This is a genomic window from Streptomyces chattanoogensis, from assembly GCF_001294335.1.
Lineage (GTDB): Bacteria > Actinomycetota > Actinomycetes > Streptomycetales > Streptomycetaceae > Streptomyces > Streptomyces chattanoogensis.
The window spans coordinates 73,078-99,270 of the sequence record NZ_LGKG01000144.1; the positions used below are offsets into that span (position 1 = coordinate 73,078).

Sequence of the window (26,193 nt, forward strand, 5' to 3'; positions counted from 1 at the left end):
CCAACGGGTTTTTGCACAGGCTCCGTGGCCGGATGCCACGGAGCCCCTCGCCTATAGGTCAAGGCCGTCCGTGTAGTCGGCCGCGCGGACCGGGCCTCGTTCGACTGCGCCGTTGTGGACGCCTTCGAGAAGACCGCCCGCGCGGCCGTGAACAGGTGTGGTGGTGGCGACTCAGTCAGGAGCCGTGATCGGCTGCTGACGTGTGTCCACCACGCTCCGCAGCTTGCCGGTGCCGGGGGTCCGTTCGAGAGCGGCGCGGTCCATCTCCGTCACCTCCAGCTCCAGCAGCTCCTCGGCGACGGCCGCCCGCAGCTCGGGGTAGCCCGCGAGGAACACCTCGCGCGCCCGGACGGCCCGCGGCTCGCCACCGGCACGCTCCAGGCGGACGGTGAGCCGCTCCCGCAGCCCGTCGTGGGCGAGCACGATCTGCGTTTCGCCCCGGTGGCCCAGGAGCTCCTCGGCGAGCGTGACGAACCGACGGTAGTTGAGGAAGTGTGTGGCCACCCGCATCACGTCCCCGAGCCGCCCCAGCAGTTCGAAGCGCGGGGCGCGGTTGCCGCAGGGGCAGGGGCCCGGGACGGCTCGGCCGAGGTCGCCGATGACGTACCGGCCCAGGTCCTGACCCCGCCGCGCACGCGTGGCGAACACCAGCCGGCCGGTCTCGCCGTGGGGCACCGGTCGGTCCTCGTCGAAGGCGAGGATCTCCAGGGCGTGCAGATCGGCGTGGAGGTGGTGCACTCCCCCGGTGCTCTCGGTGCACTGGTAGCCCAGCGGGCCCAGGTCCGTGCTGCCGTAGGTGAGCGAGCGGACCGTCTCGATGCCGAAGTCCTCCACGAGCACCCGTCGCTGCTCGGCGGTGAAGTGCTCGCCGCCGTAGAAGATCCGGCGGATCCCGCCGTACGAGCGCAGCAGGTCGCTCTGGTCGTGCAGCAGCTGCCACAGGTACGAGGGCATGCCGAACAGCGTGTCGACCGCGCACTCCACCAGCGCCTGTGCCGTCGCCCGGTGGTCGGGGCCGGCCGCCAGCGGTATCTGCACGCCGCCCAGCCGCTCCAGTATGGAGAAGAAGCTGATGAACCCGCCGTACATGCCGCCGCAGTAGAAGAGGTTGGCGGTCCGGTCGCGGCGCGGGTCGTAGCCGGCGGCCAGCAGGCCGCGGGCGGCGGCGTGCATCTGCGCGTCGTAGTCCTCGTAGGTGAACAACGACAGCGCGGGCGTGCCGGTGCTGCCGCCGCTGCGGAAGTACAGCTCGGCGTCGGCCCGGGAGACCTGGTCGTTCTGTTCCTGCACCGCGGCCTTGTCGCGGAGCGGCCCGCGCTGCGCGGGTGGCGGCACCGGGCGTACCAGGTCGTCGAGGCAGGCCACGGTGGCGAACCGCTCGTCGGCCTGCACCGCCACGCGGCGGCTGTAGCGCTGCAGCGCGTACACCCCGTCGTGCGGTTCGCCGGAGTAGCCCGACGGCATCGCGCCCAGTGGCGTGACCCGGGTCGCGCCGGCGGCCAGCACCAGTTGGGAGAGTTCGGCGACGTCGGTACGGCCGCCCGCCACGCCGGCCGTCTGGAGGTAGCGGCGCATCGGCCGCAGCACGGCCAGGGCGCGCTTGCGCGGCAGCGGCTTGACCCAGATGCTCCGGTGGAGCGGGGACGCGGTGAGCGCCGGCCGGGTGTCGGCGATCACCCGCCAGGAGCCGTCGGTCGCCGCGTGGACGCGCGTGAGTCCGAGGTGTTCCTCCAGCCTGGCGATCAGCTCGGTGGTGGTGACCTCCGCTTCCTCGGCCATGTCGGGGGCTTCGGCGGCCGGGGCGGGCACCGCGGCCAGCACGCCGGCGAAGCGCTCCGCGAACGCGAGGAGCTCCTCCTCGTCCTCGGTGTCGAGGTAGACCACCTGCGGGCTGGAACAGGCCTGTTGCTCGTGCGCGCAGACGTCGGCGGCCAGTGCCGCGAGTGCCTGGTCGTCGTGCCAGGCAGCGCGCGCCAGATAGGCGAAGGAGATCTTGTGGCCCCACTCCACCAGGCGGCAACCGGGCGGTACGTGCTCGGCGACGCCCGCGACGGCCGCCTCTCCGCCCCACACCGCGACCGCGTCCGCGGGCGCGCACATCATGCGCAGCCACTCCTGCCACGACGAGGGGAAGCGAAGCACGATCACGCGCTCGGCGATGGCTCCCGTGGGGTCCAGCGCGGCCAGTTCGGCCAGTACGTGCTGGGCGAGCAGTGGGTCGCCGGAGCTGGTCTTGAGCACGTTGACATTGCCGGCGAGCAGGCCCTCGACGACGCTGAGCGGGGCGACGGTTGGGGCGTTTCCGGGCGCGATGTGGGCGACCAGTCCCACCGGTGCCCACGCCTCGTAGACGGTCTCCTTCGCGTCGGGACGAGTAAGCCGCTGGGGCGCCGTGCCGCCCAGTTCGCGACGGAGTTTGCGGGTCAGCTCGGCGCGGGTGAGGGCCAGGCCCAGTTCGGCGAGCACGCCCTCGTCCTCGCCGGCGGGCAGCTGTGCGGCCAGGCGCAGACGCGTCGGGTGCGCGGGGTCGCGCAGGGCGGTGGCCAGCGCGTCGCACGCGGACAGCAGCACCGCGGTGTCGATCGGGGTGGCCAGGGCGGCCAGGGCCGTGTCGGCCAGGTGCGCCAGGCGGCGGCCCGCCTCCTCGTCGCCGATGAACGAGCCCTGCCAGTAGTGGTGGAGGTCGGCTGTGGTGCTCAGAGGCGGTGTCGTCACGACAGTCCCTTCATCAGTTCTGCGGCGGCCACCGCACAGCTTCGGTTGCGGCTCACTCCGGCCCGGCCGAGGACGGTGAACCAGGGTGTGTCCAGGTCGCACGGGCACTCCCGGCCCGGCTGCAGGACCGCCAGGTCCCCCATGACGACGCTCTGCGCGGGCACGGAGGTGATGTACGGGGAGACCAGGTGCAGGAAACCGGGCTCGCCGTGCGGCAGCGGCTCCAGCGTGCGTGTCGAGCGGACAAACACCCGTGACCACACGGGGGCGTGCAGCCGGTGGTGGTCGCATTCGATGTACGGGACGCAGTGCTCGACCGAGCCGAAGGTGTCGCGAATCCGTTCCGACGGCACCCCCAACTGCTCGGTGACGCGCGCGTACAGCTCCTCCTTGCCGATCTGCCGGTCGGTGTGGCCCTTCCAGCCACCGCCGAGGACGATCAGGGAGCCCTCCGGAAGGGTGAGCGGCGGCAGCTCCATGGCCCGCATCCGCTCCAGGGTGAACCAGAGGAAGGCGGGAAAGCCCAGGATGCGTACCGGCACGCCGTCCTGGGCGAACCGCCGTAGCGCCGCGACGGTGCCGAACGGGTCGAACTCGTGGCCGCTGCCGGTGTGCCGCAGCGCGTACTCCACCTGCCGGGCGGGCGCGAAGTCGCACAGGTAGTTGTCGGTGAAAGCGGTGCCCAGCTTCAGGCCGGGTGCGGGCTCGTAGCTGTAGAGCAGGTAGTTGACCTCTTGGTCGGGAGTGATCCAGCCGTTGCGCTCGAAGATGCGGGCGACCATGCGCTGGGCGGAGCGGATGGTCCAACGGTCGAAGAACATCTGCGACTTCTGGCCGGTGGTGCCCGAGGAGGTCAGGTGCAACTCCACCTCGCCCCGGGGGATCGAGAGCACCTCGTGCCGCTTGAAGAAGTTGGCGTGCACGAGAGGAGCGCCGTACGCCTCGGCTGCGCCCCGGTCGGCACGCTCCGCCAGCGAGCGGAAGAACGGGGAGCGGTCCGCATGCCAGGCATTGATCTCCGCCATGGCCGCGGCGAACAGCTCGTCCTGCCGGGGACCGCAGGTGCAGGGATCGGTGAGGTCGCACAGCTCCTGGACCCGCGGCAGCAGGGTGGGGTCGGGGACCTCGACGGGGGCGAGGTGGGGGTTGGCGACGGGGGAACTGCTCACGGTCATGAGGCAACCTCGAAAGGGGGCAGGTAGGTCGACGCCCAGGTCGACAAGTAGGCGTCCAGGTAGGGCTGCAGGGGGCCGTCGGCGACCACGCCGCGGAAATCGATCTGTTCGGCGGTCCGCGACATCACCACGTAGTCGTGGCGGCCGTCGCCGTCGGTCTCGGGGCGCATCGCCGGATAGAGCGCGCCGGGGATGAAGCCCTGCGCGAGGAACGTCGACAGCAGGTCGTGCCGCGCAAGGGGCAGCAGCGCCTCGACGTAACCGGCACCGGCCCTGGTCAGGGCCCTGGTGATGGGCTCCAGCCAGGCGGCCGCCGCCTCCGGTTCGGGATAGGCGGCGACCAGGGAGGAGTAGCGCCCGGCCCGGTTGAGGTAGGCGTACACCTCGAAACCGTCGTCATCGGGCACGAGCAGGGTGTTGGGCAGGTGCAGTGGGTAGAACCAGCGCTCGGCGCCGGGGAACCGGTCGCGGAAGCGGCGGCGGACGAAGCCGGGTGCCTCGATCATCTCCAGCCGGTCGGCCGGAGCGGCCGGGCGGGCCGGCACGGGGCGTGGTGCGGTCGTGCGGGTGCGTCCGTAGTCGATGCCCAGGCTGCGTTCGGCGGCACGGAGCAGGGGCGCCAACGGGGCCGGCACCTCGGCGACGGGGATCCGGCGGTCGAGCACACCCGCGGAGTGACGCGCGTAGAGCGCGAGGCTTTCGCGGGCACTGAGGTCCACGGCGTTGGCCAGCAGGCCCAGCGGCCGGAAACCGTTGCGGGCGACGACACGCTGCGGACCGGCGCTGACGGTACGGACGGTGGCGTATACCGAGTCCAGGCGACCGGTCCCCAGCGTGCGCCGACACAGCTCGTCGGTGAGGGCCGAGGCCAGCCCGCCGGCGCGGTGACCGGGGTGCACGGCCAGGCCCTCGAGTCGGCCCACGCGACCGCCCGGCTCGCCGTGGATCGCGGCCGACGCGGTGAGGGCGCCGGTGTCCGGGCAGCGCGCGACCAGCCAGAGCGTGTCCGGGTCGGCGATGAGCCGCAACATCGCGTCGGGGTCGGTGCCCAGAGCACTGGGGTAATGCGGCCCGTAGACGGCGTAGTAGAGCTGGCGCAGCTCGGCGATGTCGGCCGGCGACGCCGGGTCGATCGTGGCGGTCATCGCTCTCCTCCGGTGGCCACGAACTCGGGGGAAGGGTCGGACGGGTGGGGCTGCCGGTCCACGTCGGCCGGCCCGCGCTCCCGGTCGTCCGCGCCCGGCTCGCGCAGCAGCGCCAGCGCGATCGCTGCGGGCACCAGCCCCGCGGCCTGGACCAGGCACAGCGTCCGCGCCGGAAGGTGGTCGCCGAGCAGGCCGAACAGCAGTGAGGCGACGGGGAAGGACGCGCCGAGCACAGCCTGCATGACGGCGAAGAAACCGGGCTTGTCCGCGGGCGGGACGAGCCGCTGGAACAGTGCCACGAAGCGCACGCCGATGACGCCCACGCACCAGCCGGCCACCACCAGGCAGCCCGCCAGGACCAACCGCCCGGCCACCAGGCCCGCCAGGGCGAACGCCGCGGCCATCACAGCCAGCAGACCGGCTCCCAGGCGCGTGGGCCGGCCGGGCACCCGGGCGCCGGTGACCGAGCCGAGCAGCGTACCCGTGCCCAGCCCCGCTTCCAGCAGCGCCACGGTCGAACCGCCGCCGCCGAGCTCCGACTTGGTGTAGAGCGGGATGACCACGAAGACCGCCGTGGTGAACAGGTTGGCCGCGGCGAAGCAGACCAGGATCTTCCGGATGGCCGGCAGCCCGGCCAGCACCTCGCGCAACCCGCGCGCCGCGCCGGCCCCGGACTCCGCGCCGTCCTGCGGCTCCTGCGGCTCCTGCGCAACGGCCGGGCGGAAGCGGACCGTCGTGACGAGGAGCGCGGCGGCCAGGTAGGCGGCCGCACAGCCGGCGGCCAGCCCGGTCATGCCGGCCTCGTCCACGATGAGCGCGCCCAGCAGCGCACCGCCCAGGCTCGCCAGCGACTGCGTCGACAGTTCGAAACCGGTGGCGGCCTCGATGTCCTCGTCGTCGACGAGCTCGGGAACGGACGTGGTCAGGCAGGGGTCGAAGAACGCCTGACATGAGGCCAGCACCAGCGTCGCCGCGTAGGCGGCCACCGTCGGCGGCGCGCCGCCGTACGCCACCAGGGCCAGCAGCAGGACGGCGGCACCGGCCGTCGCCGCGGCCGTACGCAACACCGACCGGTGCGCGAGACGGGACACGGCCCGGGCGACCACGGGCGCCAGCGCCACGGCCGGCAGCGTGCTGACGGCCATGAACAGGCCCGACGCCAGCCCCCTCCCAGCGCCGACCGCGTACGCCACCAACCACCACGACACGCCGACCTGGAACATGCGTACCGCGGCCTGGGTCAGCACCTGGCCCAGCCAGACCGCGCCGAAGGCACGGTTACGCAGGACGAGCGGCAGCCTGCGCCGCTGCCTCACGGTGGTGACGGTCACGCGGTCGGCCTCTCGTCGACCACGCGGACCAGCTTGCCCGAGCGGGGATTGACCACCAGGTCGGCGTGGCGTGCCCACTCGACGGTGAGCGGGTGGACGTGCCCGGCGGACACGCTCTCCGGGTACAGCGGCCGGGCCCGGTTCAGCCCGTCGACGACCGTATGGCCCAGGGCCTCCAGCACCGCATCGGCATCCGCGCCGGCGCCCCCGGACGCTGTGGCCAGGCGCAGCACGAGCCCGTCGCGGCCCTCCCAGCGCCGCACCACGAGCTGGGTGCCCACGATGCGCCCGCCGGAATCCGCCGTGGCGACGGCGTCCTGCGCGTCCTGCGCGGACAGCGACACGGGGCCCACGCGCACCCCCTCGTCGGCCCGGCCCAGGATGCGGAAGCAGCCGGCCTCGGGGTCCGTCCACTCGGCACGGTCTCCGGCGGGATAGCGCAGGACGGGCATGAGGCGGCGGTAGAGCTGGGTCACCACGACGCGCCCCGGCCGGCCGGCCTCCCGAATGGGCTCCCCGGTCGTCTCGTCGAGGATCTCCACGACGGTGTGCGGCGTGAAGGCGCGATGTACGCGCGGGTCCGGCCCGGGGACCGGACGGCCGAGCAGGCCGGCGTCGACGCTCGCATAACCCAGCGAACGCGGTTCGGCGTTGGGGAACGCGGCGGCCAGCAGCGGCCGCTGGTCGGCGAAGAGCGGCTCGCCCCCGAAGAACAGCAGCTCCACCGCGGGAAGCTGACGGCCCGTGGTCATCAGGTGCGCGGCGAGCCGGCACAGCGTGGTCGGGGTGCCTGCCACCACCTGCGCCCGGAAGTCCTCGAGTGCGGGGGCGGTGGTCTCCAGGGGAGCGGCCCCACCGATGGGGAGGCGGACATTGTCGACCGAGGCGTGAGCCAGCGAGTCCAGGATGAAGAGGAAGCTGGCGTACAGATCGCCGGCGTAGAACAGGTCCGCCACTCGGTGGCCCGGACGCAGCCCGGCGTCCACGAGGCCCTGGCCGAAGGCGGTGACGAACTCCCGCCACTCCTCGCGGCTGTAGTACGAGAACTTCGGCGCGCCGGTGGTTCCGCCGGTCTTGTAGACGACCGCCTCCGTCAGCGGGCCGGTCAGGACGCGGTTGTCCTGAACGGTGTTGGCCGCCCAGAAGGAGTCCTGGTCCACGACGGGCAGTTCGGTGAGGTCGGTCACGGTCGGCGGGAGCGCCGCGTAGAGATCGGAGTAGAAGGGAGAGTGATGGCGGGCATGACGTACGAGGGTCGATAGCGGGTGAACGGGCATGCGGCCTTTGCCTAGGTGATACGGACGATAGTGGTAGGGGGCTGCCGGCACGGCGAAGCTGTGACGAGGGCGCATAGAGGCGCCCATGCGTCACGTACCGGTTCTCGTGGTCGTTCCGCGGGCGGGGCGTGGGTACCGCCTTCCCGGCGTCGTGCCGTCGTCGCATCCGACGTACCGTCACGAGGGAACGCCGTAGAAGATATCGCACATGAGAGACACACCCGGACACATGCAAGGCAAATCTGACCAGAAACCTCTGTTTCTTCGATTCCGCTCGTGCAGCGCGCAGCTCGTGGTGCGTGGTGTGTGGTGCGTGGTGGGCCGAGCGGGCGCAGGGGTGAGCGGCGCGCGAGCGTCCGGCGCCAGGGAGGTGTTGTGCGACTTCACCTCCTCCTCGGCATGGGCGTGAAGTGCAGGCGGAAGCGCGGTGCGCCAACAGCCACTTCCTGACCTCGGGTGTCTTGGGGTCACCGGCCGAGGCGACATCTCGACAGGCGGATGAGCCTAGAGCGGACTGCCCGCCATCTGTTTGTATGACCTCTGGACGGCAATCCAGGAGGTGGCGGACGCATGGTGTCTACGGAGAGCATCCTCGCGTTCGCGGCGATGTCGCTACTGGTGATCGTGATTCCGGGGCCGAGCGTGCTGTTCGTGATCGGCAGAGCCCTTGCACACGGCCGCCGCACGGCGCTCGCGACGGTCCTCGGCAACCTGGTCGGCTCGTACCTCCTGGTGACCGCTGTGGCGTGGGGCCTCGGCGCGCTGGTGGAGGGTTCGGTGGCGGTGTTCACGGGCGTGAAGCTGGCCGGCGCGGCGTATCTCGTCTATCTCGGCGTGCGGGCCTTCCGGCACCGCAAGGAGATGCGCGCGGCGGACATGGAGGCCCCGGCGGGTGAGCGGCGCGGCGATCTGCGCACGATCCTGGACGGGATTTTCGTGGGCGTCACCAATCCGAAGGGCGTCGTCTTCTTCGCGGCGGTGCTGCCGCAGTTCGTGAACCACTCGGCCGGCCGGGTTCCCCTCCAGATGATGGTGTTGGGGCTGGTCCCGGTCACCATCGGCATGATCACGGACACCCTGTGGGGCCTGGGTGCCGCGGCGGCCCGTTCGTGGTTCGCCCGCTCGGACCGGCGCCTGTCAATGGTCGGCGGGGCGGGCGGCTTCGCGATGATCGGACTGGGCGTGACCGTGGCAGCGACGGGCCGCGCCGACTAGCTAGATGTGCTGTCCCGGCACGTTGGTGACGGGCGATCACGTGGCCAGCCAACGCCATCAGCAAGATCGCGGCCTACGGCTAAGGTAGGAGCAGTTACCGACTGGTGAGGAGACACACCGGGTGGTTGCCAGCGGCGAACAACCACACATACAGGGCCACCGGATCTGGGCGGTCCGCGCGGCGCGGCTGTTCGACGGGTACGCGTTACGAGCGGGGCGCCCGCTTGTGCTCATCGAGGGTTCGCGCATTGTCGGTATCGATATGACGGGAGCGGCCCCCTCTGCGGATCTGCACGTTCTGGATCTCGGCGACGCCACGCTGTTGCCCGGGCTCATCGACTCCCACGTGCACCTCGCCTTCGACCCCGATGACAGGTCGAAGCAGGCGATGGCGGATGAAGATGACCACACCACCCTGACGCGCATGCGCTTCCACGCCGGGCAGCAACTGCGGGCGGGTGTCACGACCGTACGGGACCTCGGCGATCGTCGCTTTCTCGCCCTGTCGCTCCGTGACCGCTACACGGCAGGCAAGGAGATGGGTCCGGAGGTTGTTGCCGCCGGGCCTCCCCTCACGCGAACTCGCGGACATTGCTGGTTCTTGGGAGGCGAGGCCGACGGCATCGCGGCTGTGGAGGCTGCGGTCGGGGAGCGCGTCGCTCGCGGCGTCGACGTGGTCAAGGTCATGGCGACCGGTGGTGTGACCACTCCTGGATGGGGGCCGCACCAGTCGCAGTACACACGTGACGAACTGACCGCGGTGACCCGGGTCTCCCATGCGCACGGCAGGCCGGTCACCGCGCATGCGCACGGCCGGCAGGGAATGGCTGACGCCGTCGCAGCCGGCGTCGACGGCCTCGAGCATGCCTCCTTCTTCACCGAGGACGGTGTCGAGCCCGACTGGAAGACCGTTGGGGCCGTGGTGAAGGCAGGCATCTTCATCGGCGCCACCGAAGCGTGGCTGCCGACAGGCTCGATGGTCGCACCACACATGGCGGAGCGCGTGGAGCAACGAAGTGCGAATTTCGCGCGGATGCACCGCGAAGGAGCGCGGCTGGTCTGCTGCTCCGACGCCGGTGCCGGCCCCCGCAAACCCCACGGCGTGCTGCCGTACGGGATCCTCCACTTCGCTTCTCTCGGCCTCACCAGCACCGAAGCCTTGGCTTCGGCCACCTCCCTTGCCGCACAGGCATGCGGGCTGGCCGATCGCAAAGGAAGGATCGCCGTCGGCTACGACGCCGACCTCATCGCGGTAGCCGACAATCCGCTGCAGCGTCTGGAGACTCTGCTCGACATCCGGACCGTGATCCGAGCCGGCAGGATGTTCCAGGGCTGATCCCTCTTACCTGCAACGAGAGTGGGTTTTCTCAACGAAGTGATCTCGTGAGGTGACTCGGCCCAGGGGATCCCGCGAGCCGCGATCAGCCTGCGGCGTCCGGCGGCCCTACTGTCGAACCCGATACCGAGGAGGGCTTCTGATGCGCAGCGTGACCTATTCGATGGGCGTCTCCCTTGACGGCTACATCGTCGGGCCGGACGGCGACTTCGACTGGACGGGACCCGACGAGGAGGTCTTTCGCTTCGTCACCGACGAGATTCGAGGGGTCGGCGTCCATCTGTTGGGACGACGGCTGTACGAGACGATGCTGTACTGGGAGACCGCCGACCAGGATCCATCGCTCGACGACTCAATGCTCGAGTGGGCCGCGATCTGGAAGCCGCTCCCAAAGGTGGTGTTCTCCACCACGCTGTCGACGGTGCAGGGCAATGCCCGCCTGGCCTCCGGCGGCCTGGCGGAGGAGATCGAGCGGTTGCGAGCCGAGCCGGGGGAGGGCGACATCGCGATCGGCGGCGCGACTCTCGCCGCCGAGGCGGCCGCGTTGGGTCTGATCGACGAGTACCGGGCCAGGGTCTACCCGGTGCTGGTTGGCGGTGGCATTCCGTTCTTTCCCCAGCACGAGCGCCGGGTGGATCTCGAACTCGTCGAGACCCGCACCTTCAGCTCGAGAGTCGTCTACCTCCGCTACCGCGTGGCGCGTTAGCCGGCTCGTCCGCCGAGCCTTGGGAAGAGTGGGCCGGCCAGTGGCGTTCTCTCAGCGGAATGACCTGCGCGAAAGGGCGTGAACTACCGCCTGGCGAAGGCGAGTCGTACGGGCCACACCCGACCGCGGAGGCACGTAAGGCCCCCGGGCGGGCCCAGGGGCTGCCGGACCCGCGCCGGGCGATCCACAAGGTCGTCCGCTGCGGAGGGGCGGAAGTTCCTTGCGGCTGTCGCACAAGGTTGGGCGCCCGCCTCTGCCAATGTGGTGGCTATGTGAGTTCTGCGAGGAGCGCGTCAAGTGCACTGGTCAGGGCCTCGGAGTTGGCCGGGTCGAACCAGGTGGTGCGGATGCGTTCGTTGTTTCCGTTCGGGGTCTCGTGGTCGGCTGCGAGTTGGTGCAGGGCACGGGTCTCGTCGCTCAGGGAACGACCGACGCCCTGGAAGAGGCTGCGAACGTAGCGGTCCGCGTCCTCGGAGGCGATGCCGTGGTCGGCGGCCCACGACGTGATGGTGGCGAGGTACCAGTAGTGGGTGGTCAGCGTCCCCGTCAGTGCGGAGCAGACGTTGAAGGCGTCCTCGTCCGCGACGGGGAGCACCCCGCCCAGGCGCTCGAAGAGGGAGTCCACCTCCGGGTGCGAGGGGTACACCACCGTGACGGAGCGGCGTTCGCGGATGGTCGGCAGGGGGATGGCGCGGGCCAGCGGGGCGTCGGTGGCGAGTGTCTGGCGCAGGTCGTCGTTGCCGACGCCGGCCATCACGTTGACCACGATCTTGTCGTCGTCCACCCGCACGCCGGCCAGGGCGTCGTGCCGGTCTTGGCGTCGTACGGCGATGATCACCAACTCGGAGCGGTCCACCACCTCCTGGTTGTCGGCGCACACCTGTACGCCCTCGTAGTGCTCGGAAAGCTCCGAGGCCGCGCGGGCGCCCCGGGGGGAGAGGAACACCTCTGGCGACTCATCGCCCCCGTGACGCAGACCCATCACGATGGCCCGGCCGATCTCGCCCACTCCGATGATGCCTATGCGTTTCACGGTGTCTTCCTCCATGGTGCGTGGTGGTCGTGTCCTACGTGCGGAGTCGGACGGTGCCGACGTCACACCGGTCGCGGCCGGCTCCACAGCAGTGTGACCGTCAGGACCCCTGCCAGGCAGGGTGCCATCCCGGCCCGGTCCAGACCCACCGCTTGCCCGTCTTGACCGCCGGGCGGAGCCTGCGGCGTCACCGTCCGAACGTGCTGCGGTCATTCCCGCTGCCCCTCTCGGCTCTCTCTCGTCTCGGGATGCGTGCCGGCTCCGGTGACAGCGACGCTCTCCGGCCCGGTCAGCCGTACATCGCCACGCGGTAGAAAGCAGCCAGCGCGTCGTCGATGGGATGGGGCTGCGGCTTGCCCGAGGAGTCGAGCCTGTTCCACCTCTGCAGGTTCACCGCGACGGCCATCTGCCGCTTGCCGTCGGCACGGGTCATGGCCAGCGCTCCAGCACCCCAGACCGTGCCGCCGTGGCCCCAGAAGGTGCTCTGACCGGGAGCCTCCATCGGGTGCAGGCCGAGGCCGTAGTCGATCGTTTCTCCCCATTGGGAGACGACCGGGACGGTGCGTTGCATCTGCGCGAACGACGACGGGCTGACGATCTCGCCGGCCAGCAGCCTGCTGTAGAAGCGGTTGAGGTCCGTGACGGTCGATATCAGCGAGGCCGTCGGCCCCACCCATGACATGTCGTAGACGCTGTAGTCGCGCGGCGGGTCGATCATGCCGAACCACGCCTCGTAGCTCTGCGAGTGCGGCCCGTCGACGTTCGGTCCGGCGGGGAATCCCGTGTCCCGGAGCCCGGCACGTTCGATGACGTTGCGGGTGATGTACTGCTCGGCCGTGGTGCCGGTCACCTCTTCCAGGAGTTTGCCGAGGAGCAGGTAGTTGGTGTTGGAGTACACCCCCGGCGTTTCGCCCGGGGCGCGGACGGCAGGTGCGGTGACCCCCATCTCGATCAGTTCGGTGGGGTCGAACCGCGTGAACCGGTGGTCGTCCAGGCTCTGGGGTCGGGTGTCCGCGATGACGGGGTACGCCTTGAGGGAGGCGTAGGCGTACGGGAGGTACTCGGGGAAGCCGCTGGTGTGGTTGATCAGCATCCGGACCGTGATCGCGTCACCGCGTGCCCCGGGAACCAGCTTCGGAAGGTACCGGCCGATCGGCGTGTCGAGACCGATCTGACCGCCCTCGACCAGTTGCAGAACCGCGGCGGCGGTGAAGGTCTTGGTGACGCTGCCGACGCGGTGCCGCAGGTCGGCGGTGACGGGGCGGCCGGTGGCGACATCGGCGACCCCGGCGGCACCGCGCCAGACCTGGTCGCCGTCACGCACCTCGGCGAACAGGCCCGGCATGCCGGCGCGGTGGACGTTTTCCATGGCGGCGTTCAATTCCGCGGGATTCAGCGGGTTCCTCACGACATGCGTCCTTTCGTAGTCCCCGGGGTGAGCTCCACGTCGGTCGCCTGACCCGGGTAACAGGGCATGAGTGGCGCGCCGGTCCGCCTGCTGTCGGGCCGCTCGGCACTCTCTTGCCCTCATTATGCACGCGGTGCGTGCAACACCAAGTGCATAGGTTAGACTGAGTCCCGGCGAGAGGGGTGAAATGACAGGCAGAAGGCGCTGGTCGACCGAGGAGATCCTGGATGCGGCGGCGGAGTTGCTGCGCACGGGCGACGCCGAGTCGTTCAGCGTGCGCAAGCTCGCCGCGGTACTGGGGACCGATTCCTCCAGCCTCTACCGGCACTTCCGCAGCAAGACCGAACTACTGCGCGCGGTCGCCGACCGGATCCTCCTGGCCGCCATGGACGACTACCGCCCCGAGGGCGACTGGAAGCAGCGCATCACAGCCCTGGCTCTGCGCCTGAGAGAAGCCTTCGGCCAGCAGCCCCAGCTCGCCGCGGTCTGGGGACGCTACGCGTCAAGCGGCACCGGTTCCCGGCTGGTCATGGAAGAGGTGCTGCAGGCCCTGCGCGCGTCGGGACTGCCCGACGAGGAGATCCCGGCGCGCTACCACCGGATCGCGATCCTCCTCGCCGCGTTGATCGCCTCCGAGGCCGGGGTCAGCACCCTCGCCCCCGAAGAGCACGAACAGGGCATGGAGCTGTTCCGCGTCGCGGTACTCGGCGCCGACCCCGAACGCTTCCCCGCCCTGGCCCACTTCGCCCGCGACGTCCGCCCTCTCGGGGCGGACCGCCGTGCCGCGTTCGAAGAGATCCTCGCTGCCCAACTCGCCCACATCGAGGCCACCCATGGATGATCACGTCGTCGTGGAGGCGCAGGTGCGTGCCTACGGGCCCTCCCCAGTACAGCGGGATGAGATCTCGGGATGAGCTCTGGAGACGCCGGCGCGAGGGACCATCGTTCAGCTTGATGGGGCGGGCGCTCGGGGAACCAATGCACTACGTCCGCCGGTTTCTGTACCAGAGCGGCGGCGTCCGTCAGGCCCCGCAGCAACGGTCAGAGCGGCATCTGACCGGCGACGAGCGCGAGGGGATAGCCACTGGCATCGCTGCTGGGGAATCCTCCCGGCAACCGGCCCGGTGGCTGGGCAGATCGGCGTCGACAGCCTCCCGCGAGATCGCTTGCGGCGGTGGCAGGGGCCACTCCCCCGCCACTCCCGCGCCGCGTCCGCCGACACGGTCGCCTCCGCGCGGGCGTCGCCCCAAGCAAGCCAAGCTCGCCCGACGCCCCCTACTGCGGGCTCTGGTGGAGGCAAAACCGATCCCGCGACTCCGACTGGCCGCCGGGCGAGCTCAGACCCGGGATGTGCGCGCTGACGGGACCCCTCCCCGGGTGCCACGACGGACGTGAGCGAGCCGGGCCCCGCCGGGGCCCGGCCCTTTAGAGCTGCCGGCTCGCGGGGCTCAGCGCTTGATGAGCTTGCCGACCGCGTTGGCCTCCCATGTCTGGTCGGTCAGGAACTTCCAGGACAGATTGATGAATCCGTGGTCGCCCCAGCCGGAGCCCCAGGAGTTCTCCACCCGCACCCCCTTGCTGGTGTAGCCGACGATGGCCATCGCGTGGCCGCCGGCCATGGGGTCACCGGCCGTCGGGTAGTAGCTGTACGAAGCGGCCACTTGGGGCGTGACGTTGAAGAAGCTGTTGTGTACTGGCATCGCGACGGTGACCGGCAGGCCCTTGGCGAGCGCCGCCTTCACATCGTTCTTCAGCTGGCTTCCGGTGTGCAGCGGGGTGTAGCCGGACAGCTTCCACTTCGCTGCGTTTCTTCTCTCGCCCGCAGTCGGCTGGGAGGTGTAGTCGAAGTCCCCTTGGTAGTAGTGCGACTTGGCATCGACGCCCTGCTTCATCGCGATCCTGAAGTGATCGGCCAGCGAGGTCCCACGCTGCTGCCCCTTGACGACCTGGGCGTAGGTGAACATGGGTGCCTGGGGCCCACCGGCGATCTTCTGCTCGCGCTCCAGGACGCCGTACGCCGTGTAGTCGACGGCCCATGCGGCGCAGGAGCCGACCTGGCCCTGGTTGCCGGGGGCGGGCGCGTACTTACTCAGGTCTACGCTTGCGGGGAGGGCGGCCTGCGTCGCCGAAGGCTTCGCTCCGACCGTGGCGGAGGGCGCGAGCGCCGCCAGCCTGGGCTTGAGGGCCTTGCCGAGCGCCGCCTTCCGCCAGTCCTCCCGGGAGGGCACTGCGCCGGTGCCGAAGCGTTTCGGCTTTCCGGCCACCGTGCTGGGTATCTGCGAAGACCGGGCGGACGCCGCAGGGTGGCCGGGGGTCGTCGGGGTCCCCGCCGAGGACACTCCGACGGTGACGGCGCCGACCACGCCCGCTGACGCGAGCGCAATGGCCGTGCGCAGCCTGCCGCTCATCGCCTTCCACCGGTGCGAACCGTGAGTCATTGATGTCCTCATTCCTTAGGTTGATGTCAGGAACCTGACACCTTTGGTATGGGGCCCGGGCGCGAGCGGAGCCGCCGGGTTCGGCGCCTCCGCTCCGCAACGCCCTCTTACGAAAAGCCCGTATGACGCCTACGCCTTGGGAGATCCCCTGGGCCGCGACGGATAACAGAAACCCGGCGCTGACCTGGCTATGACCTGGCGATGCCCTGGCGCTGATTCTCGTTACTGCCCCGCAAGGGATGGACAGAGAAATACGGCAGACGTGCCAATTCCCGGCCATGGATACGTAACTGGTTGTTACAGGAGGGTGCGCTCAGTCGGAGAAGTCCTGAGTGAGCCAGACAGCACCGTTGGCATCCCGGTGGACGCCTATGCCGACGTGGTGGAACGCCGTGCTGAGAATGTTTTGCCGGTGCCCGTCGTTGGGCGGCTTCTCGTTCAGCATGGACTGCGTCAGGCCTACGGCAGCGGAAGCGATCTGCTGTGGATCCGGCCCCGCTGACGCCTGCCCGATGTTTTCCCCGGCCGCTCCCCAGTGCACGCCCTGAGCCGTCTCCCGGTCCCCCAACGGCGCTTCACCAGGGCACTGGTGGGACAGGCCGCACCCGTCGGACATCACGGTGTTGTGGGACTCTGCGCTGCGGGTGAGCCCGGAGGTGAGGGTGTAGGGCGGCAGTCCGTGGTCGGCCCGCGCCTTGTTGATCACGGCGAGGACCTGCTGGGCGGCGTCGACCGTGCGGCTCGGCCGGGGCGTCTGCGTCGGCGCTGCGGTCAGCGGCGGGCGGGAGGGCCGTTCGTCCCGGCTCGCTGCGGTGGTCGTCTTGCGGCTCGGCGTGGCCGTGGGGCGGGGGGAAGGCGTGCTGGGCAAACGGCGGGCCGAGCGGACCGAGGGTGTCGGGCCGGGCGAACTCGACGATGCCGTCGGCGTGTGCCGGGGCTCGGCCGCCGCGCTCGTGGTGTCGTGGCCGCCACCGGATGAGACAAGAGCGAGGGACAGGGCGGCTGCGGTGGCGGTCGCCGCGGCGCCTCCGACGACCGCACCCGTGCCCCGGGGGCGGAATTGCAGGACACGGCGGACGCCCCCGCCCGTCTTGTGCGCGCGATGCGCTCCTCGCCGCACCGCCGCCCTGACCACCTGCTCGCCGCCGTTACCGGAAATGCTCTGCTGGGAGGCGAGGTTGACCACGGACGCGCTGTGGCTGCCGGAGATCAGCCAGGCCAGGCCGGCCGCCGGCGGCACCAGGCCGAGACCGACGAGAAGCCCTTCCGCCGGCACCAGGCCGATCCAGTACCCGGAACACGCCGCGCAGCCACGCGCGTGCCGGGCTATTCGCTTACGCCACAGCGCGGAGGCGACGCCGTCCCAGTGGGCCAGCATCGCCAGCAGTTCCGCGCAGCGCGGCTCTGCCGACAGCGCACGCACGACGACCCTGGCCGTCTCCAGCTGGATCTTCATCCGCTGCACCCGCACCGCCGTGTGCTGCGGGGACAGCTCCAGAGCGGCGGCCACCTCTTCACGGGTGAGCTCACCCGCCGCCTCCAGCCACCACAGCGACAGCAGCGCTCGGTCTTCCTCGTCCAGCCACCGGGTCGCCTCGGCGACCTCCCGGCGCTGACCGGCAAGGCCCAGGCGGATGATGGTGAGATCGACGAAGTCGGTAGCAGGATCGGCGAGGTCGGCGACGTCGTCCACCCTGGTATCGGCCGGTGACGCCTGCCTGCTGTGCCAGTGCCGGCGTATCTCGTTCATCGTCACGGCCACCAGCCATGAGCGGAACCGGTCGGGCTCGCGCAGCCCGCCGAGCCCCTGCAGCATGCGGAGCATGGACTCCTGCACCACATCGTCGACATCGGCATGGCCGCGAAGTGCGCGGCCCACGATGTTGTAGACCAACGGCAGAAAACCGGCCACAAGCTCGTCCTGCGCCTGCTGGTCCCCAGCACGCGCGGCCATCACAGTCGCTGTTCCAGGATGTGAGTCCACGTTCCGGCGTCCTTCCTTGCTGTGCAATCGGTCGTTCTATGCCTGGGGACCCTTCCGCCGTGGCCGGATAACAGAAAGTCGTGGGCGAATTTCCAGGAGGCCGGCTTCACGCGCGACCGAAGCGGGCAAGGGCACCCATCAGCGCGAAATGGGGAAAATCGCGGAGAATTTCCTGCACAGTCGCATGTACTTGACAGCCGATGCACACGGCGCACTCCACTCCGGCCGGGCAGTGCGCGAACGGCCGTAGCCGCAAAGCGGGTCGACGGTGCGTCCGAATTCGTCAACTTCACTTCTCCCGAACCCTGCCGAGTTTGCGGCAATTGCGTGACGTGTACGGAGTACTGCCACAGCAGGGCTCCTGGAACTCGTGGCGGGTCGCCCCCGGCACGAGGACGCCTTCTGAGTACGTACGCCAATCGCCGGACCGGGCCGAAGGAGGGTCCAGGGGCAAGCCCGCGAACTCCTCAGAGGGGCACAGGGGCGCTTCGCCCACCAAGGCGTATTTTTATGACCTGCACCATTACCACCACTACTCGGCAGCTGGTGGCGCATCCGGTGGCACAAAAGGGGCGCGCAGCTGAAGAGCCACCGGCTCCCTTTACCTCCGGACTCTCGTCGAGGGTGAGTGTCGTACATGCGCCGGCGACGGCCGTGTTGACCGCATCAGCACCCCCACTGGCCCCAGGCAGCGAACTGGCCGCTCCGCAAAGGGGATTCATCCCGCAGACGCGGCCGACGCTGCGTCCACTGCCGAGACGCCGAGACGCCGAGTGCCACCACAAGCGCGGCCTCGTCCGGGCGCACGGAGAGCCGGTTCGCTCACGAACCGTCCTCTACCGCGGTGTTCAGCTGCTGTCCGGCGATGGGAAGCTGTACGCATACGCCACCACCACGTGCGCGATCTTCCCCCTCCGGTGAGAGCGGCTCACGAGTGATGGCTCTGAGACGGCCCGATCCGTCGCCGACCACCGTCGCATACCCCCGATGCCGTGATCGGCGCCCGGCTGCTCGACCGGCCGGCCAAGGCACTGTCAAAGACGTGCACCATGTGAGTGTGGCCACGATCGGGCGGCGTATGCTCGCGTCCCTGTGACCCGCTCGGTTGGTCCGGCGCATCCATTGCACGAGTGACTGTTGGGGCTACCAGGACACCGTAGATAAAGGAGCCCGAGGGTTCCGGTATCGACGAGCGGTTCCCGGTTCTCTGAGGTTCCGACCATCATGGCTCCGCTTGTGTTCACCCAGTGCGCGTTTCCGCCGCCCGGATGATGCGAGTCCCACAAGATTTTCCTCACCTTCCCGTCGAGCCCATCGAGCCCATCGAGGTCATTTCTGGGCAAGTCCACACAGAAATCGCGGAGTTGAAGTGGCAAGAACGATCTTGTTGGGCCACGATGTAAGAGACTCGACTCGCCCTGGCTGGAGCCGCAGCGGAACCTACGCCCACGGTCCGGTCCGCCTCCGGCTGGGAGCGAAATCTTGAACGCGCATGGCAATCGATACGGGGGAAAATACACAGTGACGACCGAGGCGATACGGCCGCAGAACACTCCTGGGGCCAGCGATGGCACCTCCGCCCCATACCGCTACTTTCCGGCAGCGGCGTTAAAGCAGAACCTGGCAGCACACTCAGAGGAGCAGCTCAAGCTGTTTCTGGAGTCTTGGGAGGATCTTCCCGTCGACTCCTACATGAAGGACGGGGCGGACTACCGTCGTCGACGGTACGGATCCTTCCATTGGGCAGCCGGAGAACTCGTGGCGGACCCGGCAGGGGTGTTCCATCAGACGAAGGAGGTCAACTCCCTGCACGGCGGGGTGGACCGGGCCTTCCCCCCACTGTCGGACAGCGTGCTGGAATCCGGAGTGCTGGACAGCCTCATTCACTTCTTCATGGCGCGCCTTCCCGGTGAGTTCGACCCCGCCACCAGCGGTGTCGGAGTGCACCAGATCCGCATCACGGCGACGCACGACGCCGACGGCCTCCCGGCCCCTGAGGGAATCCACGAAGACGGCCACCACTTCGTGGCCCAGGCTCTGATGCGCCGCATCGACGTCGACGGCGGCGAGTCGCAGATCTTCGACCGGAACCGCAGGCCGATCTACCACACCACGCTGCTCGAGGCATTCGAGTCCATCGTGATCGACGACCGCCGGGTCTTCCACGGCGTCTCCGCGATCCGCCCGGTGACCGGGGTGCGCCAGGGCATCCGCGACATGCTGCTGATCGACTACTTCCCCCTCCAGGACCGTCACGCCGACGCCTGACGAGCCGCACTTCGCCACTTCGGCCCCCGCAGTCCGTACGGCCGGGGCCGAAGTGGCCGAGACCGGGAGTGGTGAGTGTGAGTTCGCCGAAGTGCTTGTCGTCTTCGGTCACGATTCGGCGTGTGACCTTACGGGCACGGATTCGCCGGCTTCCGGGTCGGTTGCGAGCACCTTCCCGCCTGGTTCCACGTCCTCGACGTTGCGTGTCGAGGCGTCTCCCCTCAGGACTTTGATGCGGGCGAGGAAGCCCCGTGTGCCCACATGCCGCACGCTGCCCGCGGGGCAACTCCCGCACCACCGGGCGGCCGAGTGCTATGCCCCGCCGGCGGCCTCCAACATCTCGCAGAACCGGCGGCCGAAGAGGTACGCATCGCCTGGCCATCGGGCCGAGAGGTAGTTGCCGTCCTGCACCACGAACGCATGCGTATCGTCGGCCGCGGTGCCGCGCGCGGAGAGTACCCGGGGCCCACGTGCGAACTGCGTGTCCGGGGCCGCCAGGGCCGCCCTGACCTCGTCCTCCACATAGGCCGGATAGGTGCGGTAGTAGCGGCCGAGGCGCCATGCGGTGGCCAGGTAGGCCGAGCGTTCCAGGTACTTCGGCAGGCAGGTGGTACGCCGGTGGAACAGCACGCTGCGGCCCCCGGCGCCGGTACGAGCCCGCGCCAGCACCACTACGCCATGGCAGATCGCCCCGACCGGCCGGTTCAGCTCCCAGAACCCGCCGATCTTCCGCTGCAGCACCTCCGAGCCCAGGAACTGCCGCATACCCGGCGCATGCCCGCCCGGCAGGATAAGGCCGTCGAACGCCTCCGGGGCCAAGTCCGCCCAACCGACCGTCGACGCGAACTCCTCGCTCCGGCTGAGCTCTTCGTAGAAACGCCGGGGCTCCTCCGCGGCGCCGAGCCGCCCGAAGAGGACCCCGGTCAGCAGCCGCGGGTCGCAGGCGGGCCGGGTACCGGCTCGCTCGGTGGCGAAGATGACGTCGTGACCTGCGTCGGTGAGCAGCCGCCAGGGCACGGCCACCTCGGTGACGTCGAAATCGCGATCGGGGACCGGCATCAGCACACGCATGCGGGCATCGTAGGGCGGCCGGTGCACGCAGCCGCCATTCTGGTCTGCGTGGAAGCCGTGGTGCCCCTGCGGAGACCGTCCGGAATTCGGCGATCACACGGTGCCGGGCGCCGAGACCGGGATCCGAGAATCGACGCGCCTCGCCGTACCGGTCAGTCGTCCTGAACCGCGCGGCCGCGGGCAGTGATGGTGCCGGCTGTCCGCGGCCGTGCAGCTGAATTCAGCGGACGTCCACCGTCGCCACGTCAGAGGTCCTCTCGCGTACGGGGTGGCGGTCGTTCGGGCTGATCAGGCCGTACACGACCGCACGGTATTCCAGGACGTCGCGGTGCGCGGCCTTGATGTGTGCGGTGACGTGCGCGTCGGTGCCCGTGGCAGCACTGGCCGGGCCGGCCGGAGGCGGCCGAGCAGGCATCCAACACCCTCACAGCCAGCAGATGCGCCGTCCGACCACGTCGCCATCTCGTCGGCCTCCTCAGCCAGGAAGGATTCCCTTGCCCCTCCACGTCGTGAGCGAGCCCGGACAACACCGGATAGGTCGTGTCGTCCACGCCCTCCGCCCCGGGGGTCAACCGGCTGTCGAGCCCGGCACGGGTGGCCCGTGGGGTCAGCGCCCCGATGCCTGCGGCCACGCGGGCGACGGAAGTGCTGCCATGTGTCGCTTCACTCACACCTCGACGATGCGTGCAAGAAGCACGGAGTCCCGCTAACATTGAATCCGTGCAGAAAGCACGTTCATCAAGCACGCAAAGGATAGCCATGCCGCCTTCGTCTTCGTCTTCGTCTTCGTCTTCGCCTTCGCCTTCGCCTTCGCCTTCGCCTTCGAACCCGCAGCAGCCCGCCGTACGCCCCGAAGATGTCCTGCCAGAGGGCATCGACTCGACCGCGATCAACGGGACGATCGTCCGCAAGGGGTCGGTGGCCGCATTCGTCGCCAACGCCCTACGACTGGACGGCCTCACCGAGGGCACTCCCGAGCACGCAGCCGTCGTCACACAGATGCAGGAACTCGCTCCCGTCCTGCGCACCATCGGCCTCCTGGACGTCTTCCGGCCCCGCTCCCCCGCAGTGGAGCGGATCCTCGCCGAGGTCCCGTAACGCGGCGCGTGCCCAGCGGCCGTCCAGCGCCCGGGGAAGCGAACCGCACGAACCCGGGCGTCGAATCGTGGAGCGGTGTGCTACGCACGGGCCGCTCTGCCGCGCCCTGCGCCGCGAGCAGCGCCCCGTCATGGTCACCGCGGGCAGGGCGTTTCGGTACGGGCCACCGTCCCGCTCAGATCGGGGACGGACCGGGCACACCACCACCGGGAACACGCGAACGGCCGCCGTTGAAGCCGACGGCCGTTCGCTGTGGCAGAGGGGAGGAAGGAGTGGGCGGGCGTGCGGGCTACGGGTAGTCCACCACGTAGGACTGTTGGTGGTCCGTGTTCGCCGGGCTGCCCTGGTCGTTGATGACGTGGTTGATCGTGCCCGTACCGCCGAGCGAGACCGTCACCATGTGGTGGAGCTTCACGCCGTCCGTGCGGGGTACCTGGAAGGCGCGGTCGGCGGCGACGGACTTGTTGACGTTGAAGTAGCAGTAGCTGCCCAGCCCGTACGCCTGGTGGTCGGTGACGTTGTCGGCCACCTTGTACGCGGCGTAGCCCTTGGTGCCGCCGTCCATCCAGGACGCCTGGTCCGGCGGGTCGTAGGGCATCTCGTTCTGGAAGAAGTACGTCCGGCCGTGGTTGCCGTTCCAGACCACCTGGTCCTTCTGGTAGTGCTCGACGAACAGGCCGTACATCGTGACGTCGTCGCCGTTGACGGTCAGTCCGCTGTCCGCGGTGTTCTGCGTCCAGCCGACCCCGTCGCCGTGGTCGGCCCGCCAGATCCAGGTGTGGTCGCCGATGACGTCCGAGCTGTTGACGACGAGGCTCTTGGCCGCCTTGCCGACGCCCGCGCCGCCGACCCGGAAGTAGACGTCGTGAAGGGAGGAGGGGTTGCCGGAGTGGTGCGCCGAAGCGCCCTTCGGGCCCATCTCCATCAGCGTGTCCGAGCGCTCCCGGCCGGCGTCGATCAGCAGACCCGCGATGTTCGCTCCGTCGATGTCGGCCACCGAGAGGGCGGTGACCCCGCCGTCCGGGACGAGGGTGGCCAGGCCGAGGCCGAGCACCACGGTATCCGGCTTCGTCACCTTGATCGTGTCGTCCAGGTGGTAGACACCGGGCGTGAACAGCAGATGCTTGCCCTGGTTCAGCGCGCCGTTGATCTGGGACGCCGTCATGCCGGGCTTGACGATGAAGAAGTCAGTCAGCGGCAGGGATGTGCCTTTCGGGGCGCCGCCGGACCAGGTGGTGCCCTGGGTGTCCGTGGCGACGTCGGGGACGAAGACCTTGTACGCGTCCGCGTCGTCGACGTAGAGGAACGGCTTCTCCCGGGACTTGGGCGTCTTGTCGACCGTGGTGTACGGCGGCTGGGGGAAGGTGCCGGCCGGCGGGTTGGTCGCTCCGACGAACACCATGTTCCAGTTGGAGCCGTTCCAGCTGCTCCACTCGGTGTTGCGGGAGAGGTACTGCTGCTGCGACCCGGAGGAGACCGAACCGTCCACCTTGGTGTCGGCGAGCAGGCCGCCGCTGGACCAGCCGTGGTTCCGCGGATCCAGCTGCAGATTGCCCTTCACATGCATCCGGCGGAACGGCGCGGCCTGCGAGACGGCCCACCGGTCGGTGCCGTTCGCCGGGGTCACGGCCATGTTCTCGGCGTCGCGCCAGAAGTTCTGCGTGGCGTTGTCGCCGAACCAGTCGGCCTCGGCGTGCACATCGCCGTTGATGTCGGTGTCGTCGGGCGACAGTCCGAGCCCGGCGATGTGTGTGGAGAATCCGATGTTGGCGTCCACGTCGTACTTCCCCGGCTTGAACAGCAGCGCATGCCGTTCCTCGCCGAACTGGTTCTTCTCCTGCTCCTTGAAGACCGCGTCGAGCCGAGACTGGATCCGGTCCTTGGGCATCGACGGGTCGAAGATGTCGACGTTGGGGCCGAGGTCCGGAGCGTCGGCCGCGGTGAGGTGCTTCTGCGGTGTGCTGTGTTCGTGGTCGTGGTCGTGTTCGTGTTCGGGCCCTGCGCTCGCGCTCTGGGGGGAAAGGAGGGCCACGGTGCCGGCCGCGAGGACGAGGGCGGCGGCAGCGGCGGGCAGGGCGCGGCGCCTGCGATGGCGCGGCCGGCTCGACTCGTCGCGGGTCATGTTCAGCTTCACGATGCCCCCGCTCAGCCCGTGTATCCGGTGTATCCGGTGTATCCGGTGTATCCGGCGAAGATCTTGGTGAACTGCCAGGGTTCCTGGTCCACGCCGGAGCAGGTGTCGTCGTTGGGATAGGCGCCGGGGCACGGGCGGTCGCGGTTGGCCGACCAGTAGGTGAGGCGGGCGAGGTGGTGTTCCTGGGCGTAGGCGCGAATGGCCTCGAAATTCTGCGGTGTGACCCGCTCGTTGGCGTCGGTGATGCCGTTCATCGACGAGATGCCGCTGTGCCGGTAGGCCGCATCGTCGCTGTAGTCGTATGCGTCCTTGACCGCGTTCTTCAGCCCCTCGGCGGCCTTCTTCGTCAGCTCGCCCATGTCCTGACCCCCCGCGTCACCGAAGTCGAACGGCATGATCGTCCAGCCGTCCACCTCCAGACCGGCGCCCGCGGCCCGCTGGATCATGCTGTCGTCCGGGCCGTCCTGAGCGCTGGGGAACGTGACGTACGTCGTCAGACCGGAGTTGCGGGCCTTCACCTGCTTCAGCGCGTCGATCGTCTTCTGCTGCACCTGGGGGTCGTCGTAGGCATCGCCCTCGATATCGATGTCGATCGCCTTCAGGCCGTAGGCGTCGATCACCTTCTGGTACGCGCCGGCCAGGGCCGAGGCGTCCGGGCAGGTCTGTTCCAGCTTGCTGCCGCTGGCCCCGCCGAAGGAGGGGACGACGTCGCCGCCCTTGGCTCGGATCGCGTCCACGGTCCGCGCATCGACACCGCCGGTGAGGGGACGACTGCCGTCCCACTGCGGATCGCACGTACCGCCGCTGAGGACGAAGGCGAGCGTGAACCACTTGACTCCGGTGGCGTCCATCACCGTGGCGGGATCGGGCGGGTTGCCCCACCCGTTGTACAGATACGGGGCCACGGCCTGGGGCGCATCGGCCGCCTTGGGCCCGTCGGACGGTGCGGCACCGGCCGCCGCGGTGGTGGTGCCGCCGATAAGCGCAGCGGCAACCACGCCGATCGTGCTCCGGTGGGCGCCGCGTATCTGCCGTGACCGCGATCTGTTTCCGTGCCGTGCCGGTGAACTCATGGGGCCTCCTGTGCGGTGGGGGGAGCGGGCGTCGGCCCGGGGACGGCCGTACTGCCGTACTGCCGTGAGAAGTGCGTGTACATCAGAAGTGCGTGTAGATCAGAAGTGCGTGTGCACAAGGAGCGTTGAATGCCTGGCTGAAGGGGCGTCGCTCAAGGCATGTCTGGCTACCCTCCGAGAAGCGGTGCACAGTCGGATCGGCCGACCTGGAACGACGTCGGGAGCAGAGCAGTTCAGGATGGTCCAGACCTGATGCACGGCTTGAGTTAACTCGGCGTAAAGACGGGCGTCAAGACCGCCGGCATCACTTCAAAAAGTGAACGCACTGGCCAACAGTGGCCCCTGCGCCGAGAAGCCAACTACCAAGCCATCGCACGGCAATTGGGTTCCCTCAGCAACCGGGCCACGGCCGCGAGGGAGGCATGGGCCTCCGGTGACGACGTCCTCGCCCTGGAGCGCTTCCGCGCCGCCTTCACTCTCTGACCGGCCGACAACGCCGATCCGCGCCGCCCGGCCCCAGCCGCAACCACCTCACCGCCTATGGCGCCCAAGGCACCACCGCCGAGTGCGTCGCATACGACCACGACCTCTTCCACGACGCCTGCATCGCCGAACTGACCGACTTCAGCCACTGCCTTCAGCCACTGCCTCCGCACCGACCGCTCCCCCGCCATCACCGGCGAAGACTCCCGCGCGGCCATCCAGTCCGTCACCACAGGCGACCCGTTCCGCACCGACGAGCTCAAGGACCGGTAGGTTCCCCCGCCGCCCCCCTGCCCCCTGCCC

At 69.6% G+C, this 26,193-nt stretch carries 20 protein-coding genes; 7 read left to right on the forward strand and 13 right to left on the reverse strand.

Annotation, left to right across the window (positions count from 1 at the left end):
• Nucleotides 1–171: 171 nt before the first annotated feature.
• The 5 genes from ADL29_RS22420 to ADL29_RS43605 are packed head-to-tail and all read right to left on the reverse strand — an operon-like array spanning nucleotide 172 to nucleotide 7,643.
• Entirely contained in the window at nucleotides 172–2,715 is a 2,544-nt protein-coding gene (locus ADL29_RS22420) for an aldehyde dehydrogenase family protein (RefSeq protein WP_053925402.1), read from the reverse strand.
• Nucleotides 2,712–3,890 carry a LuxE/PaaK family acyltransferase gene (locus ADL29_RS22425; RefSeq protein WP_053925403.1) on the reverse strand — a complete coding sequence of 393 codons (1,179 nt, stop codon included), beginning with the start codon at nucleotides 3,888–3,890 and terminating at the stop codon, nucleotides 2,712–2,714. The genes ADL29_RS22420 and ADL29_RS22425 overlap by 4 nt, the downstream gene beginning before the upstream one ends.
• Nucleotides 3,887–5,035 (reverse strand): GNAT family N-acetyltransferase, encoded by a 1,149-nt coding sequence (locus tag ADL29_RS22430; RefSeq protein WP_053925404.1) that lies wholly within the window; start codon nucleotides 5,033–5,035, stop codon nucleotides 3,887–3,889. Before ADL29_RS22430 ends, ADL29_RS22425 begins: the two co-directional genes overlap by 4 nt.
• Complete coding sequence (locus ADL29_RS43600; RefSeq protein WP_053925405.1) at nucleotides 5,032–6,366, reverse strand: MFS transporter; 1,335 nt, start codon at nucleotides 6,364–6,366, stop codon at nucleotides 5,032–5,034. Before ADL29_RS43600 ends, ADL29_RS22430 begins: the two co-directional genes overlap by 4 nt.
• On the reverse strand, nucleotides 6,363–7,643 hold the full coding sequence (locus tag ADL29_RS43605; RefSeq protein WP_053925406.1) for a phenylacetate--CoA ligase family protein: 1,281 nt from the start codon (nucleotides 7,641–7,643) through the stop codon (nucleotides 6,363–6,365). Before ADL29_RS43605 ends, ADL29_RS43600 begins: the two co-directional genes overlap by 4 nt.
• A gap of 570 nt (nucleotides 7,644–8,213) precedes the next feature.
• On the opposite strand from ADL29_RS43605, the gene ADL29_RS22445 reads away from it, so the two are divergent.
• The 3 genes from ADL29_RS22445 to ADL29_RS22455 all read left to right on the forward strand — a co-directional run bounded on the left by ADL29_RS22445 (nucleotide 8,214) and on the right by ADL29_RS22455 (nucleotide 10,900).
• Nucleotides 8,214–8,858 (forward strand): LysE family translocator, encoded by a 645-nt coding sequence (locus ADL29_RS22445; RefSeq protein WP_053925407.1) that lies wholly within the window; start codon nucleotides 8,214–8,216, stop codon nucleotides 8,856–8,858.
• Between the two features lie 121 nt (nucleotides 8,859–8,979).
• On the forward strand, nucleotides 8,980–10,194 hold the full coding sequence (locus tag ADL29_RS22450) for an amidohydrolase family protein (RefSeq protein WP_053925408.1): 1,215 nt from the start codon (nucleotides 8,980–8,982) through the stop codon (nucleotides 10,192–10,194).
• Nucleotides 10,195–10,336: 142 nt separating this feature from the next.
• Nucleotides 10,337–10,900 carry a dihydrofolate reductase family protein gene (locus ADL29_RS22455; protein WP_053925409.1) on the forward strand — a complete coding sequence of 188 codons (564 nt, stop codon included), beginning with the start codon at nucleotides 10,337–10,339 and terminating at the stop codon, nucleotides 10,898–10,900.
• Nucleotides 10,901–11,168: 268 nt separating this feature from the next.
• On the opposite strand, the gene ADL29_RS22460 is transcribed toward ADL29_RS22455, so the two are convergent.
• Entirely contained in the window at nucleotides 11,169–11,933 is a 765-nt protein-coding gene (locus ADL29_RS22460; protein WP_245689585.1) for an NAD(P)-binding domain-containing protein, read from the reverse strand.
• Between the two features lie 289 nt (nucleotides 11,934–12,222).
• Nucleotides 12,223–13,302, reverse strand: coding sequence for a serine hydrolase domain-containing protein (locus ADL29_RS22465; protein WP_211274369.1), 1,080 nt, complete (start codon nucleotides 13,300–13,302; stop codon nucleotides 12,223–12,225).
• Nucleotides 13,303–13,528: 226 nt separating this feature from the next.
• Between ADL29_RS22465 and ADL29_RS22470 the strand changes: the two genes are divergently transcribed.
• Nucleotides 13,529–14,182: a TetR/AcrR family transcriptional regulator gene (locus tag ADL29_RS22470; protein ID WP_053925412.1), complete on the forward strand. Its 654-nt coding sequence runs from the start codon at nucleotides 13,529–13,531 to the stop codon at nucleotides 14,180–14,182.
• 137 nt (nucleotides 14,183–14,319) lie between these two features.
• The gene (locus tag ADL29_RS41380; RefSeq protein ID WP_157878550.1) at nucleotides 14,320–14,736 is read left to right on the forward strand and encodes a helix-turn-helix domain-containing protein; all 417 of its coding nucleotides are present in this window, start codon (nucleotides 14,320–14,322) and stop codon (nucleotides 14,734–14,736) included.
• A 53-nt stretch (nucleotides 14,737–14,789) separates the two neighbouring features.
• Here ADL29_RS41380 and ADL29_RS22475 read toward each other — a convergent pair whose 3' ends face one another.
• Both ADL29_RS22475 and ADL29_RS22480 read right to left on the reverse strand, forming a co-directional pair.
• Nucleotides 14,790–15,779, reverse strand: a complete 990-nt coding sequence (locus tag ADL29_RS22475) for a C1 family peptidase (RefSeq protein WP_078971200.1) — start codon at nucleotides 15,777–15,779, stop codon at nucleotides 14,790–14,792.
• A 313-nt stretch (nucleotides 15,780–16,092) separates the two neighbouring features.
• Nucleotides 16,093–17,733 (reverse strand): sigma-70 family RNA polymerase sigma factor, encoded by a 1,641-nt coding sequence (locus ADL29_RS22480; RefSeq protein WP_053925413.1) that lies wholly within the window; start codon nucleotides 17,731–17,733, stop codon nucleotides 16,093–16,095.
• A 1,551-nt stretch (nucleotides 17,734–19,284) separates the two neighbouring features.
• On the opposite strand from ADL29_RS22480, the gene ADL29_RS22485 reads away from it, so the two are divergent.
• On the forward strand, nucleotides 19,285–20,031 hold the full coding sequence (locus ADL29_RS22485; protein WP_053925414.1) for a 2OG-Fe dioxygenase family protein: 747 nt from the start codon (nucleotides 19,285–19,287) through the stop codon (nucleotides 20,029–20,031).
• Nucleotides 20,032–20,343: 312 nt separating this feature from the next.
• Here the strand turns inward: ADL29_RS22485 and ADL29_RS22490 are convergent, their stop codons facing one another.
• Nucleotides 20,344–21,102 carry a type 1 glutamine amidotransferase domain-containing protein gene (locus tag ADL29_RS22490; RefSeq protein ID WP_053925415.1) on the reverse strand — a complete coding sequence of 253 codons (759 nt, stop codon included), beginning with the start codon at nucleotides 21,100–21,102 and terminating at the stop codon, nucleotides 20,344–20,346.
• A gap of 220 nt (nucleotides 21,103–21,322) precedes the next feature.
• Nucleotides 21,323–21,517 (reverse strand): hypothetical protein, encoded by a 195-nt coding sequence (locus ADL29_RS22495; RefSeq protein WP_053925416.1) that lies wholly within the window; start codon nucleotides 21,515–21,517, stop codon nucleotides 21,323–21,325.
• Between the two features lie 503 nt (nucleotides 21,518–22,020).
• Between ADL29_RS22495 and ADL29_RS22500 the strand changes: the two genes are divergently transcribed.
• Complete coding sequence (locus tag ADL29_RS22500) at nucleotides 22,021–22,200, forward strand: hypothetical protein (RefSeq protein WP_053925417.1); 180 nt, start codon at nucleotides 22,021–22,023, stop codon at nucleotides 22,198–22,200.
• Nucleotides 22,201–22,489: 289 nt separating this feature from the next.
• Here the strand turns inward: ADL29_RS22500 and ADL29_RS22505 are convergent, their stop codons facing one another.
• Together ADL29_RS22505 and ADL29_RS22510 are read right to left on the reverse strand one after the other, a co-directional pair.
• On the reverse strand, nucleotides 22,490–24,322 hold the full coding sequence (locus ADL29_RS22505; protein ID WP_078971203.1) for a coagulation factor 5/8 type domain-containing protein: 1,833 nt from the start codon (nucleotides 24,320–24,322) through the stop codon (nucleotides 22,490–22,492).
• A 23-nt stretch (nucleotides 24,323–24,345) separates the two neighbouring features.
• The gene (locus ADL29_RS22510; protein WP_053925418.1) at nucleotides 24,346–25,407 is read right to left on the reverse strand and encodes a chitinase; all 1,062 of its coding nucleotides are present in this window, start codon (nucleotides 25,405–25,407) and stop codon (nucleotides 24,346–24,348) included.
• Nucleotides 25,408–26,193 lie beyond the last annotated feature (786 nt).

Excerpts from the sequence above, each read along its gene's own strand:
- ADL29_RS22425 (WP_053925403.1), bottom strand. The coding sequence starts at position 3,890 with ATGACCGTGAGCAGTTCCCCCGTCGCCAACCCCCACCTCGCCCCCGTC.
- ADL29_RS22430 (WP_053925404.1), bottom strand. The coding sequence starts at position 5,035 with ATGACCGCCACGATCGACCCGGCGTCGCCGGCCGACATCGCCGAGCTG.
- ADL29_RS43605 (WP_053925406.1), bottom strand. The coding sequence starts at position 7,643 with ATGCCCGTTCACCCGCTATCGACCCTCGTACGTCATGCCCGCCATCAC.
- ADL29_RS22445 (WP_053925407.1), top strand. The coding sequence starts at position 8,214 with ATGGTGTCTACGGAGAGCATCCTCGCGTTCGCGGCGATGTCGCTACTG.
- ADL29_RS22455 (WP_053925409.1), top strand. The coding sequence starts at position 10,337 with ATGCGCAGCGTGACCTATTCGATGGGCGTCTCCCTTGACGGCTACATC.
- ADL29_RS22465 (WP_211274369.1), bottom strand. The coding sequence starts at position 13,302 with ATGGAAAACGTCCACCGCGCCGGCATGCCGGGCCTGTTCGCCGAGGTG.
- ADL29_RS22470 (WP_053925412.1), top strand. The coding sequence starts at position 13,529 with ATGACAGGCAGAAGGCGCTGGTCGACCGAGGAGATCCTGGATGCGGCG.
- ADL29_RS41380 (WP_157878550.1), top strand. The coding sequence starts at position 14,320 with ATGCACTACGTCCGCCGGTTTCTGTACCAGAGCGGCGGCGTCCGTCAG.
- ADL29_RS22475 (WP_078971200.1), bottom strand. The coding sequence starts at position 15,779 with ATGACTCACGGTTCGCACCGGTGGAAGGCGATGAGCGGCAGGCTGCGC.
- ADL29_RS22480 (WP_053925413.1), bottom strand. The coding sequence starts at position 17,733 with ATGGCCGCGCGTGCTGGGGACCAGCAGGCGCAGGACGAGCTTGTGGCC.
- ADL29_RS22490 (WP_053925415.1), bottom strand. The coding sequence starts at position 21,102 with ATGCGTGTGCTGATGCCGGTCCCCGATCGCGATTTCGACGTCACCGAG.
- ADL29_RS22495 (WP_053925416.1), bottom strand. The coding sequence starts at position 21,517 with ATGCCTGCTCGGCCGCCTCCGGCCGGCCCGGCCAGTGCTGCCACGGGC.
- ADL29_RS22505 (WP_078971203.1), bottom strand. The coding sequence starts at position 24,322 with ATGACCCGCGACGAGTCGAGCCGGCCGCGCCATCGCAGGCGCCGCGCC.
- ADL29_RS22510 (WP_053925418.1), bottom strand. The coding sequence starts at position 25,407 with ATGAGTTCACCGGCACGGCACGGAAACAGATCGCGGTCACGGCAGATA.